Origin of the sequence: Serratia sp. HRI (assembly GCF_010119335.3) — a bacterium.
Lineage (GTDB): Bacteria > Pseudomonadota > Gammaproteobacteria > Enterobacterales > Enterobacteriaceae > Serratia > Serratia nevei.
In genome coordinates this window covers 5,315,332-5,328,781 of record NZ_CP083690.1, presented here as the reverse complement: position 1 = coordinate 5,328,781, position 13,450 = coordinate 5,315,332, and the positions used below count along the sequence as shown (strand labels likewise).

Annotated in this window: 11 protein-coding genes; 6 read left to right on the top strand and 5 right to left on the bottom strand. The window is 57.8% G+C overall.

Going from position 1 to position 13,450, the window contains the following annotated elements:
- Positions 1–94 precede the first annotated feature (94 nt).
- A complete protein-coding gene (gene azoR, locus GF111_RS25575) occupies positions 95–700 on the top strand; it encodes an FMN-dependent NADH-azoreductase (RefSeq protein WP_015377994.1) in 606 nt (201 codons plus the stop codon).
- A 118-nt stretch (positions 701–818) separates the two neighbouring features.
- On the opposite strand, the gene GF111_RS25570 is transcribed toward azoR, so the two are convergent.
- Genes GF111_RS25570 through GF111_RS25560 form a run of 3 tightly spaced genes read right to left on the bottom strand, consistent with a single transcriptional unit; the run spans position 819 to position 3,957 of the window.
- Positions 819–1,142 carry a YdbL family protein gene (locus GF111_RS25570; RefSeq protein WP_038880325.1) on the bottom strand — a complete coding sequence of 108 codons (324 nt, stop codon included), beginning with the start codon at positions 1,140–1,142 and terminating at the stop codon, positions 819–821.
- Between the two features lie 8 nt (positions 1,143–1,150).
- Positions 1,151–1,348 carry a YnbE family lipoprotein gene (locus tag GF111_RS25565; RefSeq protein ID WP_038880327.1) on the bottom strand — a complete coding sequence of 66 codons (198 nt, stop codon included), beginning with the start codon at positions 1,346–1,348 and terminating at the stop codon, positions 1,151–1,153.
- Positions 1,345–3,957: a YdbH family protein gene (locus GF111_RS25560; protein WP_055313564.1), complete on the bottom strand. Its 2,613-nt coding sequence runs from the start codon at positions 3,955–3,957 to the stop codon at positions 1,345–1,347. Before GF111_RS25560 ends, GF111_RS25565 begins: the two co-directional genes overlap by 4 nt.
- A 468-nt stretch (positions 3,958–4,425) precedes the next feature.
- On the opposite strand from GF111_RS25560, the gene GF111_RS25555 reads away from it, so the two are divergent.
- Both GF111_RS25555 and hslJ read left to right on the top strand, forming a co-directional pair.
- On the top strand, positions 4,426–5,418 hold the full coding sequence (locus tag GF111_RS25555; protein WP_038880333.1) for a 2-hydroxyacid dehydrogenase: 993 nt from the start codon (positions 4,426–4,428) through the stop codon (positions 5,416–5,418).
- Between the two features lie 50 nt (positions 5,419–5,468).
- Positions 5,469–5,897 carry a heat shock protein HslJ gene (gene hslJ, locus GF111_RS25550; protein WP_038880335.1) on the top strand — a complete coding sequence of 143 codons (429 nt, stop codon included), beginning with the start codon at positions 5,469–5,471 and terminating at the stop codon, positions 5,895–5,897.
- A 29-nt stretch (positions 5,898–5,926) separates the two neighbouring features.
- Here hslJ and GF111_RS25545 read toward each other — a convergent pair whose 3' ends face one another.
- Together GF111_RS25545 and ssmE are read right to left on the bottom strand one after the other, a co-directional pair.
- Positions 5,927–6,181, bottom strand: coding sequence for a DUF333 domain-containing protein (locus GF111_RS25545; protein ID WP_015377999.1), 255 nt, complete (start codon positions 6,179–6,181; stop codon positions 5,927–5,929).
- A 499-nt stretch (positions 6,182–6,680) separates the two neighbouring features.
- Positions 6,681–7,013, bottom strand: coding sequence for a multidrug efflux SMR transporter SsmE (ssmE, locus tag GF111_RS25540; RefSeq protein WP_004930487.1), 333 nt, complete (start codon positions 7,011–7,013; stop codon positions 6,681–6,683).
- Positions 7,014–7,250: 237 nt separating this feature from the next.
- On the opposite strand from ssmE, the gene nifJ reads away from it, so the two are divergent.
- The 3 genes from nifJ (at position 7,251) to GF111_RS25525 (ending at position 13,446) form a co-directional block, all read left to right on the top strand.
- Positions 7,251–10,784: a pyruvate:ferredoxin (flavodoxin) oxidoreductase gene (gene nifJ, locus GF111_RS25535; protein WP_147191542.1), complete on the top strand. Its 3,534-nt coding sequence runs from the start codon at positions 7,251–7,253 to the stop codon at positions 10,782–10,784.
- A gap of 242 nt (positions 10,785–11,026) precedes the next feature.
- Entirely contained in the window at positions 11,027–11,947 is a 921-nt protein-coding gene (locus GF111_RS25530; protein ID WP_038880339.1) for a GNAT family N-acetyltransferase, read from the top strand.
- A 578-nt stretch (positions 11,948–12,525) separates the two neighbouring features.
- Positions 12,526–13,446, top strand: coding sequence for a GNAT family N-acetyltransferase (locus GF111_RS25525; RefSeq protein WP_147191540.1), 921 nt, complete (start codon positions 12,526–12,528; stop codon positions 13,444–13,446).
- Positions 13,447–13,450 lie beyond the last annotated feature (4 nt).

Genomic DNA, 13,450 nt, shown 5'->3' with positions numbered 1-13,450 from the left:
TTGCGCTATCACTGTTGGGGGAATGTGAATAGCATGTACTTCATGCAAGGGACGCTGAGTCCTGATGTCACTGTCACAACGTAAGGAATTATCGATGAGCAACGTATTGGTTCTGAAATCAAGCATCCTGGCGACCTACTCTCAGTCTAACCAACTGGCCGATTTCTTCGTAGAGCAATGGAGCAACGCCCACAGCGGCGACACCATCACCGTACGCGATCTGGCCGCGCAGCCAATCCCGGTGCTGGACGGTGAGCTGGTCGGCGCGCTGCGTCCTTCCGATGCTCCGTTGACCCCGCGTCAACAAGAAGCGCTGGCCCTGTCGGACGAGCTGATCGCCGAGCTGCAGGCCAATGACGTCATCGTGATTGCCGCGCCGATGTACAACTTTAACATCCCAACCCAGCTGAAAAACTATTTCGATCTGGTTGCCCGCGCCGGCGTAACCTTCCGCTATACCGAAAACGGTCCGGAAGGCCTGGTGAAAAACAAACGCGCCGTGATCCTGACCAGCCGCGGCGGCATCCACAAAGGCACTCCAACCGACCTGGTAGAACCTTACCTGCGTCTGTTCCTGGGCTTCATCGGCATCACCGACGTGGAGTTCGTCTTCGCGGAAGGCATCGCCTACGGCCCGGAAGTGGCGACCAAAGCCCAGGAAGACGCCAAGGCAGCCCTGTCTCAGGTGGTTGCTGCCTAAGACCCTGCGCAGGGGTGCCACACCCCTGCCGGACAAGACGCACGTCCTGTCAAACCTGCACTACCCTCATAATAATCATCTATCCGTATCTCTTGGCGCGCCAGACGGCGCGCTTTTTTTATTTCTGCAGCCACTGGCCGTTGATGCCGCGCACGTACTCGCCGCTCTGCGCCCGCGTCACCAGCTTCTGCCCGGCCATGCGCGCCACTTCGTCGACGGCGATATGGTTGCCGTCCGCCACTTCCTGATACTTCTCGGCGCGGCCGGCGTTGATGCGCTTCACCAGCGCCAGCGTTTCCGCGTCCTGCTTCACCGGCGCGATGTAGCCGCTCAGGGTTTCGCCTACCCGCCCTTGCTGCTTCGCCTCATCCAGCGTCAGCGCCATCGCCACGGCGCTGAACAACCAGGCGGCGCCGGCCAGCCACAAATAACGTTTTTTCATGTCGGCTCCTAGAACAGACCGCTTTGGGTTTTCAGCAGGTTCTCGACGTCCTTATCCACCTTGATATGAATTTCATGCTCGATCTTGACGTTCATATTGATGGTGATCGGATCCTTCGGCGTCGCCACCTCGATGCGCGGCACGCAGCCGCTCAGCAGCGAAACGCACAGCACCGCTGCCAGCGCCGGCACACTCATGATTTTCATTGTTGTTCCCCAGGTTGTGAGAGGGCCTGCTCCAGCCACTCCTGTAAATTGTCGCCGAAGCGCAAACTGCGCCACAGCTGAAACACGTTTTCCTGATGGCGATAGTTCAGGATCACCTCGCGCTTGGCGCTCTTCTGCGGGTTGATGCCGTCGATGCGCGCGCTCAGCGTCAGCTCGCCCAGGTTGTCGAGATCGACCCGGGCGTGCGAACGGTTGATTTCCATGTAGCGCAGCCAGTCGATCGCCGCGCCGGTCGCCAGGTTGTTGCTGCCGATGGCGTCGGCCATGTCTTTGTCCAGCCGCAGCGTCAGCGTGCCGGCGTTGGCGATCCAGCCGTTCTGCACCAGCCATTTCGGGTGGTTCAGGAACAGCGGCAGCTCGCCGTCGACGCGGCCGGACATGGCGAACTGCTTCGGTTTCAGGGCGGTGAACAGCGCGCTGAGATCGACCTTGTCCAGCTTCAACACCGCGGCGTCATGCTGCGGCAACCGCAGCGCCGACAGGCTGATATGCCCGTTGAGCATGTCCACGCCGACGTTGCTCAACGTCAGCGGCTGCCTTTCACTGTAGGGATAAGTGCCCTGCAGATCGGCGGAAATGTTCTGCATCTCGAACAGGTTGGTGAAGGACTTGATGCGCAGCGATACCGGCCGTTTGGCACCCAGCAACCACTGATGCTGCTTGAACCGGTACGACAGGATGAAATCCAGGCCGCTCATTTCGCCGTCCTTCAGCCACATGCCGCCGTTTTTCACCACCCAGTGGCCGCCGGCTTCGAAGCCCTGCTCGCGGGCAGCGGAAAACGCCGACTGCGCATAAAACTCGCCGTCGCGCAGCGTGAGATTGAGATCCGGCGCGAGCAGCGGCTGGAAGACCTTCAGCGACTGTTTCGGCCACCAGCCTTCGCCACGCAGGCGTTCGCCGTCCCAGCGGCCGCGCAGCGCGATCGGCCCGATCTGCTGCGCCTGCAGTTTGCCCTGCAGCTGGAAATTGTCCGGCGAACGGCCGTTCAGCTGCAGCGCCAGCACCGGCGCCGGCAGATGGCCGCCGTCGCTGAAGCTAACCTTATCCGCCGCCAGCTGCAGCTCGCCGTTGAACTGCGGGTTTTGTTCATCGCGCCGCCAGCGCAGCGGTTGGTTGAGGCTCAGGCGCGGCGCGGCGACCGTCACCAGACCGTACTTTAATTTGTCGAAGCCGGTGGAGAGTTTGTCGAGCACCAGCTCGCTGTCCTGCCAGCGGCCGCTGCCGGCAACGTCCCAGGCGGCCTGCAGCGGCGGCAACCGGCCGTTGCCCCAGTAGCGCCACTGCCAGTCACCCTTGTCCGGCCAGAAATCCTGCGCCTGGCCGTCCAGGTGCAGCTTGAAGCGCCCCCAATAACTGTCGCTGGCGCTCAAAATCGCCTGCAGGCGGCCGGTGATACCGGCGGCGGTCACCTTCACGCCTGCCAGCGGTAAACGCGCCTCCTCCAGCTTCATTTCCGGCGTCACCTTGCCCCACAGGCGCAGGAGCGACCCCGGCTGCAGCACCAGCGTCGGATTAAGAATGCTGCCGCCAATCACGCCCGGGATCGACGCGGTGGTGGAGAAATCGGCCAGATTGGCCTGGCCGGTCAGCTGGAAGCGCAGATCGCTGTCGGTCAACCCTACCTTGCCCGGCCCGAGAGTGAGCACCGCATTGCCCTTGCCGTTGTGGCCGGCGGTGATCACGTTCAGCCGCGCGCTGATCTCCGTTTCATCCCACCCTTTGCTCCAGTCATGCAGCGCGATGTTCAGGCCGCCGTTCAACGGCTGCCCGCTGTACGGCCAACGCCACTCGCCCTGCTTGATGCTGAGCCGCTGCGGCGCGACTTCCCACGGCAACACCGCCAGCGGGCGATCGTCGCCTTTTTCGCTCACCGTCAACACGCCCTGCTGCTGTTGCCAGCGCATGTCCAGCAACACCGGCTTTTCCAGATAGGCGGTCTGCATTTCCCCCTGCAACGCGCCCTGCGTCGGCAGGCTGGCCAAATCCAGCGGAATGGTTATCTTGCCGGCGAGGTGCAGCGGTTGCGCGCTGTTGGGCGGGACAATGGTCAAACTTTGCAACGTCAGCTGCTGTTTTTCATCCAGCTGCGCCTCGGCGCTGAGATTCGGCCCCTGATAATGCAGGCGTTGCCCGTCAGGGCCGGAGGAAAGCTGCAGCTTGCCGGCATAGCGCTGCCAGGGAATGAGCGTCAGGTCATTAAGGGTGAGATCCAGCGACGGCAGCTCCCGCTGCAGTTGATCGAGCGCCAGCGGCGCGCTGTTGGCGTCGCCGCCCGGCAGTTTTGACAAACAGGCGCTGTCGACGCTGACCTTATCGCTCGACAGCTGCCAGCGGCCCTGGTGATAAGCCAACCGCGTCGGCCCGACGTTGGCCAGCAGGCAATCTTGCGCGGTGAAACGCGCCCCCGCCAACGCCAGGCCGCCCTGACGCCAGTGCAAATTGCCCTGCAATTCCAGCCGGCTCCCCGCCGGTAACCAATGCGATAGCACTCCCGGCAGCCAGCGCGGCAGGGTTTGCCACAACGCCAACACCAGAATTGCACAGCCCGCCACCGTCCCTATGAATACTTTCAATCGCCTGGTCATTAAATGATTGCTTCGTTCCTGAGTTAGGCATTCGTTAAGTCTATGCCTGAATTGACAATAATGATGGCACGAATTTGACATAGGGTGAAGCTGAGTGCGGTTCCAGAAGCGATTTGCACCTTCTTGGCGCAAACGTGTGCGGAGTTGTAGATTTTCGTTACATATACATCACATAAATAGGACAGTTTTCAGACTTTTGTTATTGTCGTTACCGTTGATGATTAATAGTCTTGCAACCATTCTAATAAAAGTTTAGCTGCTAGCTAACTGTGTACTAGAGAAGCCATTCCCCACACCCCCGTGGGGATTTTTTTGCCGCCTGCCGCCACCGTCGCCTTCCCTCCACCGTATCACGCCTCCGCAACTGCCCGGCAGCGGCCATATCGCCCGCGTCGCAAAGGGCTAACTAATTGTCGAATTTACTAAAATCTGTTAAATTGATCACAAAATCACGGTGGAGAAACCACGATGAAATTGGCGATATACAGTACTAAACAGTATGACCGTAAATATCTCGAACTGGTGAATCAGCAGTTTGGCTACGAGCTGGAATTCTTCGACTTTTTACTCAGTAAAAAAACCGCCAAAACGGCCGCCGGTTGCAAGGCAGTGTGCCTCTTCGTTAACGACGACGGCAGCCGTGAAGTGCTCGAAGAACTGGCGGCGCTGGGCGTCGAAATTCTCGCCTTGCGCTGTGCCGGTTTTAATAACGTCGATCTGGACGCCGCCCAGGAACTGGGCATCAAAGTGGTGCGCGTGCCGGCCTATTCGCCGGAGGCCGTGGCAGAGCATGCGGTAGGCATGATGATGTGCCTGAACCGCCGTATTCACCGCGCCTATCAACGCACCCGCGACGCCAACTTCTCGCTGGAAGGGCTGATCGGCTTTAACATGCATAACCGCACCGCCGGCGTGATCGGCACCGGTAAAATCGGCGTGGCGACGATGCGTATTCTGAAAGGCTTCGGCATGAAGCTGCTGGCCTACGATCCCTTCCCGAGCGAACAGGCGCTGGAACTGGGCGCGGAGTATGTCGATCTGAAAACGCTGTACGCGCAGTCCGACGTGATCACCCTGCACTGCCCGCTGACGCCGGAAAACCACCATCTGCTGAATGCCGATGCCTTCGCGATGATGAAAAACGGCGTGATGGTGATCAACACCAGCCGTGGCGCGCTGATCGACTCCACCGCCGCCATCGACGCGTTGAAGCAGCAGAAAATCGGCGCACTGGGGATGGACGTTTACGAGAACGAACGCGATCTGTTCTTCGAAGACAAGTCGAACGACGTGATTCAGGACGACGTGTTCCGCCGCCTCTCGGCCTGCCACAACGTGCTGTTTACCGGCCATCAGGCCTTCCTGACCGAAGAGGCGCTGACCAGCATTTCGCAAACCACGCTGCAGAACATCAGCCAGCTGGAACGCGGCGAAGCCTGCCCGAACCAGTTGAACGCCTGAGCGTAACCTCGGGGCGCCCTTGCGGCGCCCTGTTTATTTGAGAGAACGCGATGAGAAAAACCACGGCAACCGCCCTTGCGGCGCTGGCCTTAGCGGGGTGCAGCATGAAACCACACACGGCCGTCACGCCAGGCGATCTGTTACATCACAACTTTGTGTTGCAGAGCGTGGATGGCGAAACGGCGAAATCACCGGCGGGTGGCGGCCTGCTCAATCTGGAGTTCGGCGAGAGCCTGCATGTCTCCGGCGCGATGTGCAACCGCTTCTTCGGCCAGGGGCAATTACGCGACGGCGTGCTGACGGTAAAACCGCTGGCCACGACGCGCAGGCTGTGCCCTGATGAACAGCGCAACCGCTGGGATCGGGTGATCGGCAGCGTGCTGGAAAACGGCGCCGAAGTGACGCTAAACGCCCAGCAGCTGACGCTCAACGGCAGCGGCCACACGCTTATCTATACCCTGCGCGATTGGGTGTATTGATCCTGCACGCCAGGCCTGGCGCCGCGGGCTTACCCGGCGCAGCTGCCCAGGCCCAGCGTGCGTTCTTCGCACTGCTTGCCGTTCGGCATTTGGCACATGCGCAGCGCTTCACCGTTCAGGTTGTGCGCGATGGTGGTGACGCCGCCGACCGCCGCGCAGCCGGCGCTGGTCTGCAACGTATTGATTCTGGCACTGTTGCCCTGCTGTACTGGCTCTTCGTTATTGCTGCTGCAGGCGGCTAAAAGCAGCACGGCGCTGGCAAGCAGCCATTTTGATGTCGTCATTATCCCACTCCTGAACCCGGAACTGCGCTGTGTAAAATCGCCATTGCTGATAACGCGCGTCACTTGGCGGACACGTTTCGCTATCTTTGATGCAAACTTGTTTAATCTAGCTCGATATATAAATAATGAAAATATATTCCAGCCATTATTTGTCGTTTTTTTGCATCGGCAGGGCATTTATTTTGTTTGCAGAATATTTCCACACCGGCACGCGGTGCCAAACGTGACGGCGCCACCCGCTACCCGGCCCCGGCCGCATGCAGAAAGTGATAACGTCACTGTTGCCGACGGGGAGATTTCTCCCGCAATATCGGCATTCATTATCTTCGCGTGCTTTCAGTATGACGGCGCATTTTTTGCTACCGGAGAGGAGGATATTAGCGTCTATGCTGGCGGCGCTAAGTAATTAGCATTCCACTATTTTCAGTGAATGATGGCTGAGTTCTTCAACCGGCGCGACTTGCTGTCACGCCGGCCTTTTTTCACATTAAAATAACACTCAGTGCACCGAGGCTTTGGACAGTAAATTAATCACCAGCACGCCGGCAATAATTAATCCCATACCGACGATCGCCGGCCAATCCAATTTTTGCTGATAAACGAATACCGCCGCGACCGACACCAGCACGATGCCCATGCCCGACCAGATCGCATATACGATGCCCAGCGGCATGCTCTTGACCACCATCGACAGCCCCCAAAATGCCACGCCGTAGCCCAGCACCACCAGCAGCGACGGCCACAGGCGGGTAAAGCCTTCGGAGGCTTTCAACATGGTGGTGGCGATCACTTCCGCGACTATCGCCATCGTCAAATACATAAATGCGCTCATGGTTTTCTTCTTCAATTTGCCTATGCGCAATTATGACGTGCCGGAAATAAATTGTCTTTAAACGGTGAAAACAATTTATTGCCGCCGGCCCCCAATCGGCGAGGAAATACAACTTTGACGATTTATCACCCGCCACACAAACACGATAAAGCCACGTTCAAACCCTCTGTTAGACTTTTTTCCATTACTGCGGAAGTGCGCTTTCGCGGCTTTGTGAGCAATGAAAAGGTAACGTCGATGATAACTACAGATGGTAATAATGCAGTCGCCTCCGTGGCCTATCGCACCAACGAAGTGATTGCCATCTACCCTATCACGCCGAGTTCCACCATGGCGGAACAGGCGGATGCCTGGTCCGGCGATGGCCGGCAAAACATCTGGGGCGACATCCCCCGGGTGGTGGAAATGCAGTCGGAAGGCGGCGCGATCGCCACCGTGCACGGCGCCTTGCAAACCGGCGCGCTGTCGACCTCGTTCACTTCATCGCAGGGCCTGCTGTTGATGATCCCGACGCTGTACAAACTGGCCGGCGAGCTGACGCCGTTTGTGCTGCACGTCGCCGCGCGTACCGTAGCCACGCACGCGCTGTCTATCTTCGGCGACCATTCGGACGTGATGGCGGTGCGCCAGACCGGCTGCGCTATGCTGTGCGCCGGCAGCGTGCAGGAAGCGCAGGACTTCGCGCTGATCTCGCAGACCGCCACCCTCAACGCACGCGTGCCGTTTATCCATTTCTTCGACGGCTTCCGCACCTCGCACGAAATCAACAAGATCGTGCCGCTCAGCGACGATACGCTGCGGCAAATGCTGCCACAGGCGGCGATCGACGCTCACCGCAGCCGAGCGCTGTCGCCGGATCATCCGGTGGTGCGCGGCACTTCCGCCAACCCGGACACCTATTTCCAATCGCGCGAAGCCACCAACCCGTGGTATGACGCCACCGGCCAGCACGTGATCGACGCCATGGCGGCCTTCGCCGCCCTTACCGGCCGCCACTATCGGCCGTTCGACTATTACGGCCACCCGCAGGCCGAGCGCGTGGTGGTGGTGATGGGGTCCGCCGCCGGCACCTGCGAAGAGGTGATCGACACCCTGCAGGCCCGCGGCGAGAAAGTCGGCGTCCTGAAGGTGCGGCTGTTCCGGCCGTTTTCCGCCCAGTATCTGCTCGACGCCCTGCCGGACAGCGTGCGCAGCGTCGCGGTGATCGATCGCACCAAAGAGCCGGGCGCGCTGGCCGAACCGCTGTATCTGGACGTGATGACCGCGCTGGCGGAAGCCTACAGCCGGGGTGAGCGCGCCACGCTGCCGCGGGTGATCGGCGGCCGTTACGGCCTGTCGTCGAAAGAGTTCGGCCCGGACTGCGCGCTGGCGGTGTTCCGCGAGCTGGCCCAGCCGCAGCCGCGCCCGCGCTTTACCGTCGGCATCTTCGATGATGTCACCGGGCTTTCGCTGCCGCTGAGCGACGAAATCCTGCCACAGCGCGCCTCGCTGGAAGCGCTGTTCTACGGTTTGGGCAGCGACGGCTCGGTCTCGGCCACCAAGAACAACATCAAAATCATCGGCAACGCCACGCCGCTGTATGCCCAGGGCTATTTCGTCTACGACTCCAAAAAGGCCGGCGGCCTGACGGTGTCGCACCTGCGCGTCAGCGAGCAGCCGATCAACTCGGCCTACCTGGTCAGCCGCGCGGACTTCGTCGGCTGCCACCAGCTGCAATTTATCGATAAGTACCAAATGGTTGAACGCCTGAAGCCCGGCGGCACCTTCCTGCTCAATACCCCTTACGGCGCCGACGAGGTCTGGTCGCGCCTGCCGCAGGAGGTCCAGGCGCTGTTGCACCAACGCCAGGCGCGTTTCTATATCATCAACGCCGCCAAGCTGGCGCGCGAATGCCGGCTCGGCGCGCGCATCAACACCGTCATGCAGATGGCGTTTTTCCACCTGACGCAGATCCTGCCGAGTGACGTGGCGCTGCAACAGCTGCAGGACGCCATCGCCCGCAGCTACAGCAGCAAGGGCCAGGAGATCGTCGAGCGCAACTGGCAGGCGCTGGGTGCCACCCGCGCCGCGCTGACCGAGATCCCGCTGCAGCCGGTCGACGCCAGCAGCCCGATGCGCCCGCCGGTGGTCTCGGACGCCGCGCCGGACTGCGTCAAAACCGTCACCGCCGCGATGCTCGCCGGGCTGGGCGATGCGCTGCCGGTTTCCGCCTTCCCGCCGGACGGCACCTGGCCGGTGGGCACCACCCAATGGGAAAAGCGCAACATCGCCGAAGAGATCCCGGTCTGGCAGCCCGACCTGTGCACCCAGTGCAACCACTGCGTCGCCGCCTGCCCGCACTCCGCCATTCGCGCCAAGGTGGTTCAGCCGGCGGAGATGGAACACGCCCCCGCCTCCCTGCAATCACTGGATGTCAAAGCGCGCGATATGCGCGGCCAGAAATACGTGCTGCAGGTAGCGCCGGAAGATTGCACCGGCTGTAACCTGTGCATTGAGGTCTGCCCCGCGAAAGATCGCCAGAACCCGGAGATCAAGGCCATCAACATGGCTTCGCGCCTCGATAATCTGACGGCGGAGAAAGACAACTACGACTTCTTCCTGCAGCTGCCGGAAATCGATCCGGCACAGCTGGAGCGCATCGACATTCGCACTTCGCAGCTGATCACGCCGCTGTTCGAGTATTCCGGCGCCTGTTCCGGCTGCGGCGAAACGCCGTACATCAAGCTGTTGACCCAGCTCTATGGCGACCGTTTGCTGATCGCCAACGCCACCGGCTGTTCGTCGATCTACGGCGGCAACCTGCCGACCACGCCGTACACCACCAACGCCGAAGGGCGCGGGCCGGCGTGGGCCAACTCGCTGTTCGAAGACAACGCCGAATTTGGCCTGGGCTTCCGCCTGACGGTCGATCAACATCGCGCGCGGGTGCTGCGCCTGCTGAATTCGCTGGCGCCGCAGCTGCCGGATCGGTTGGTCAATGCCCTGCAGATGGAGGATGTGGCGCCGGAGCCGCGCCGTAAGCAGATCGCCGAACTGCGCGCGCTGCTGGCGAGTCTCGAAGGCGCAGACGCACGCCAGCTGGCGGCCGACGCCGACTACCTGGTGGATAAATCCATCTGGCTCATCGGCGGTGACGGTTGGGCCTACGACATCGGCTTCGGCGGTTTGGATCACGTGCTCAGCCTGACGGAAAACGTCAACGTGCTGGTGCTCGACACCCAGTGTTACTCCAACACCGGCGGCCAGCAGTCGAAGGCCACGCCGCTCGGCGCGGTGACCAAGTTCGGTGAACACGGCAAGCGCAAGGCGCGCAAAGATTTGGGCGTCAGCATGATGATGTACGGCCATGTCTACGTCGCGCAGATCTCGCTGGGAGCGCAGCTTAACCAAACGGTGAAAGCGATTCAGGAGGCCGAAGCCTATCCGGGCCCGTCGCTGATCATCGCCTACAGCCCGTGCGAAGAGCACGGCTACGATCTGGCGTTCAGCCACGATCAGATGAAACAGCTGACCGCCACCGGCTTCTGGCCGCTGTACCGCTTCGATCCGCGCCGTAGCGCCGAGGGCAAGGCCGCATTGGCGCTGGACTCCCGGCCACCGAACAGCAGCCTGTCGGAAACGCTGCTGAAAGAACAGCGTTTCCGCCGCCTGAACTCGCAGCAGCCGGAAGTGGCCAGCGCGCTGTATCAGGCCGCTGAGAAAGAGCTGAAGGAGAAATACGACTTCCTCCGCCTGCTGGCCGGCAAGCCGGAAAAATCCGCCACTGAGTAATCCCCTTCAGGGCGCGAGCGATTCGCGCCCTGTTCTCTTACCGCCCGTGAAACGTTAACAACAAAACTTACTTATCAACAAATAATCAACAGTGATGGTTATCGTTTTCAAGAATTGACATTCTGAATGCTAATATTTAACCAAAACGGCAATAAGCATAAAAATGCGAGCTGTACCCCTTAATTTTTGTGTTGATGGCGTGTATACTCCCTGCCGCTGAATACTGACGATAAAAAATAATCATGATACGAAAATTACTTTCTTTCGCCGGGGGGTGGCGTAAAGGCACAGCAGAAGAATATAGAGCATGTTACAACCTTTATGGCGGCAGTTTTGTCACTCATCCTGACGTTTTAAACTTCATGCAACGTCAGTTAAATCTGCGTCATAAGTACTACGTCATGCACGCCCCCAATGGTGCGCTCCTCGGTGGTTTCTGCACCAATGCTAATAAAGAAATCGCCATCGTTGGCCGAGCTTCTAAAAAAATCGGCATCGATAGCTTCATGTTCAATAAAGACGAAATGATTTTACCGATCAATCGTCGGATTAAAACGCTTATTCCCTATCGGTCTAAAATCCTTTCTTCCATCAATGGCCATTCCGTTATTAACTCAACGTTTTCGCTGAATAGTCAAAGAGAGATATGCCTCGCAAAAACCTGCGGCAAGGGCGGCTATTCATCATCGACCAAGAACAGCAGAAACCGCGAATTAAAAAAATTCCTAAATTCCGGAGGCGATGTCGTGGATCAGGCGCTATTAACGCCGAACCAGCTAGCGGACATTTATTTGGAGCTGTTTGAGAGGCGTTGGGGAGTCAAACCCGATAACAAGCAACAAATGGTTGATATGATTACGTCGCTGCGTGACATGATATTCGGCTATGTGTTGTTTTATAACGGCCAGCCCTGTGCATTCCAGTTCATAACCAGGGCGGACAGCCCCAAATGGATTTGCTTTGACTATGTCAACGGGGGGTATGATCGCGAACAGGATGGTTTTTGTCCTGGAACCATCGTCACCTGGTTAAACGTGCGGGCCGCCTATGAGCTATGCGAGCGAGAAGGTAAGGAAATGCGCTATTCCTTCGGCAAACCAACGGCGCCGTATAAAGACCGCTGGTGCGAGCGCGCACCGCTGGGACGCACGCTGGCGGTGTAAACCGCCAGCCGTTTTTAGCTCTGCACGCCCTGCCCCAAACGTTATTCCGATCCTGCAGTCTCCGTCTGGACGAATCTGTCGCTAAAACCTGCTGGCATTCCTGCGCGCAATCCGTACCATACAGGCCTCGCGTCGGGCGCGTGGAAGCTGGATGATGAATAATGATCAAAATTGGCCGGTTGAATGGTAAACTCGCGGTCTACAACGCCATGCCCCTAGTGCCCCCCATTGAGAATGAGCACGATTTAAATGTCAGAAAAGCAATCCGTTAGCCAAAAAGAGCAGTACAACCTGAATGTAAGCTAGCAATAATCACAACTCTCTGAATTGCAATATTTTATTTTTATAACAAGAAGTTGCGAAACCCACGCAAGCATACTGAGGTACCCCAAGCTACAAATTTAATGCCCTTTTTATCATGTTTTGCCCCTAATTTGCCCCGCAACCTTACTCAAATCAAATGACCGATCATCGTAATATTGGTCGTTTCCAAGCGGCCACGTCGAACAATAGCACTTCAAAAACCAAGACCATTTAGCATATAATGGCGCAGTATAATATAGGAAACTAACAAAATTATGATACGGGAATTTATTTCTTATGCGACTGGTTGGCGCATAGGCACAGCAGAAGAATATAGAGCATGTTATAGCCTTTATGGCGGCAGTTTTGTGACTCACCCTGACGTTTTATCCTTTATGCAACGTCAGCTTAACTTACGCCACAAATACTACATCAAACGGGATTCCAATGGCTCACTGCTCGGCGGCATGTGTACCAATGGAAGAAAAGAGATCGCTATCGTCGGACGCCAGTCGAAAAAATCCGGGATTGATATGTTCCCGTTTAACAAAGACGAAATGATTTTACCAATTAGCAGCAGAGTTAAAACATGGATCCCTTACCGCTCTAAAATCCTGTCATCCTTAAACGGTCGTTCGGCATTGAACTCCACGTTTTCGCTTAATAGTCAGCGTGAAATTTGCCTGGCTAAAACCTGCGGCAAGGGTGGATATTCATCATCAACAAAAAACAGTCGAAACCGCGAGCTAAAAAAATTCCTGAATTCAGGTGGTGAAGTAGTAGACCAGGCGTTATTAACACCCGTTCAAATTGTAGATATTTACTTTGAACTGTATGCCAAACGTTGGGGGCATGAGCCCGGAAACAAACGTCAAATGATGGAAATGATCACGTCACTGCGTGAAATGTTATTCGGCTTTGTGCTGTTCTATAACGGCAAACCGTGTGCTTTTCAATTAATTACTCGCGCAGACAGTCCAGAATGGATCTGCTTTGATTATGTGAATGGTGGATATGACCGCGAACATAATGGTTTTTGCCCTGGGACGATTGTCACCTGGTTAAACGTTCGGGCCGCATACGAGTTATGCGAACGGGAAGGAAAGGAGATGCGCTATTCCTTCGGCAAGCCGACGGAGGCGTATAAAGATAGGTGGTGTGAGCGCGCGCCGCTGGGGCGCACGCTGTCGATTTAAACTA

Coding starts and splice junctions, on each gene's coding strand:
- GF111_RS25545 (WP_015377999.1), bottom strand. CDS start 6,181: ATGACGACATCAAAATGGCTGCTTGCCAGCGCCGTGCTGCTTTTAGCC.
- ssmE (WP_004930487.1), bottom strand. CDS start 7,013: ATGAGCGCATTTATGTATTTGACGATGGCGATAGTCGCGGAAGTGATC.
- GF111_RS25525 (WP_147191540.1), top strand. CDS start 12,526: ATGATACGGGAATTTATTTCTTATGCGACTGGTTGGCGCATAGGCACA.
- GF111_RS25560 (WP_055313564.1), bottom strand. CDS start 3,957: ATGACCAGGCGATTGAAAGTATTCATAGGGACGGTGGCGGGCTGTGCA.
- GF111_RS25555 (WP_038880333.1), top strand. CDS start 4,426: ATGAAATTGGCGATATACAGTACTAAACAGTATGACCGTAAATATCTC.
- azoR (WP_015377994.1), top strand. CDS start 95: ATGAGCAACGTATTGGTTCTGAAATCAAGCATCCTGGCGACCTACTCT.
- nifJ (WP_147191542.1), top strand. CDS start 7,251: ATGATAACTACAGATGGTAATAATGCAGTCGCCTCCGTGGCCTATCGC.
- GF111_RS25530 (WP_038880339.1), top strand. CDS start 11,027: ATGATACGAAAATTACTTTCTTTCGCCGGGGGGTGGCGTAAAGGCACA.
- GF111_RS25570 (WP_038880325.1), bottom strand. CDS start 1,142: ATGAAAAAACGTTATTTGTGGCTGGCCGGCGCCGCCTGGTTGTTCAGC.
- GF111_RS25565 (WP_038880327.1), bottom strand. CDS start 1,348: ATGAAAATCATGAGTGTGCCGGCGCTGGCAGCGGTGCTGTGCGTTTCG.
- hslJ (WP_038880335.1), top strand. CDS start 5,469: ATGAGAAAAACCACGGCAACCGCCCTTGCGGCGCTGGCCTTAGCGGGG.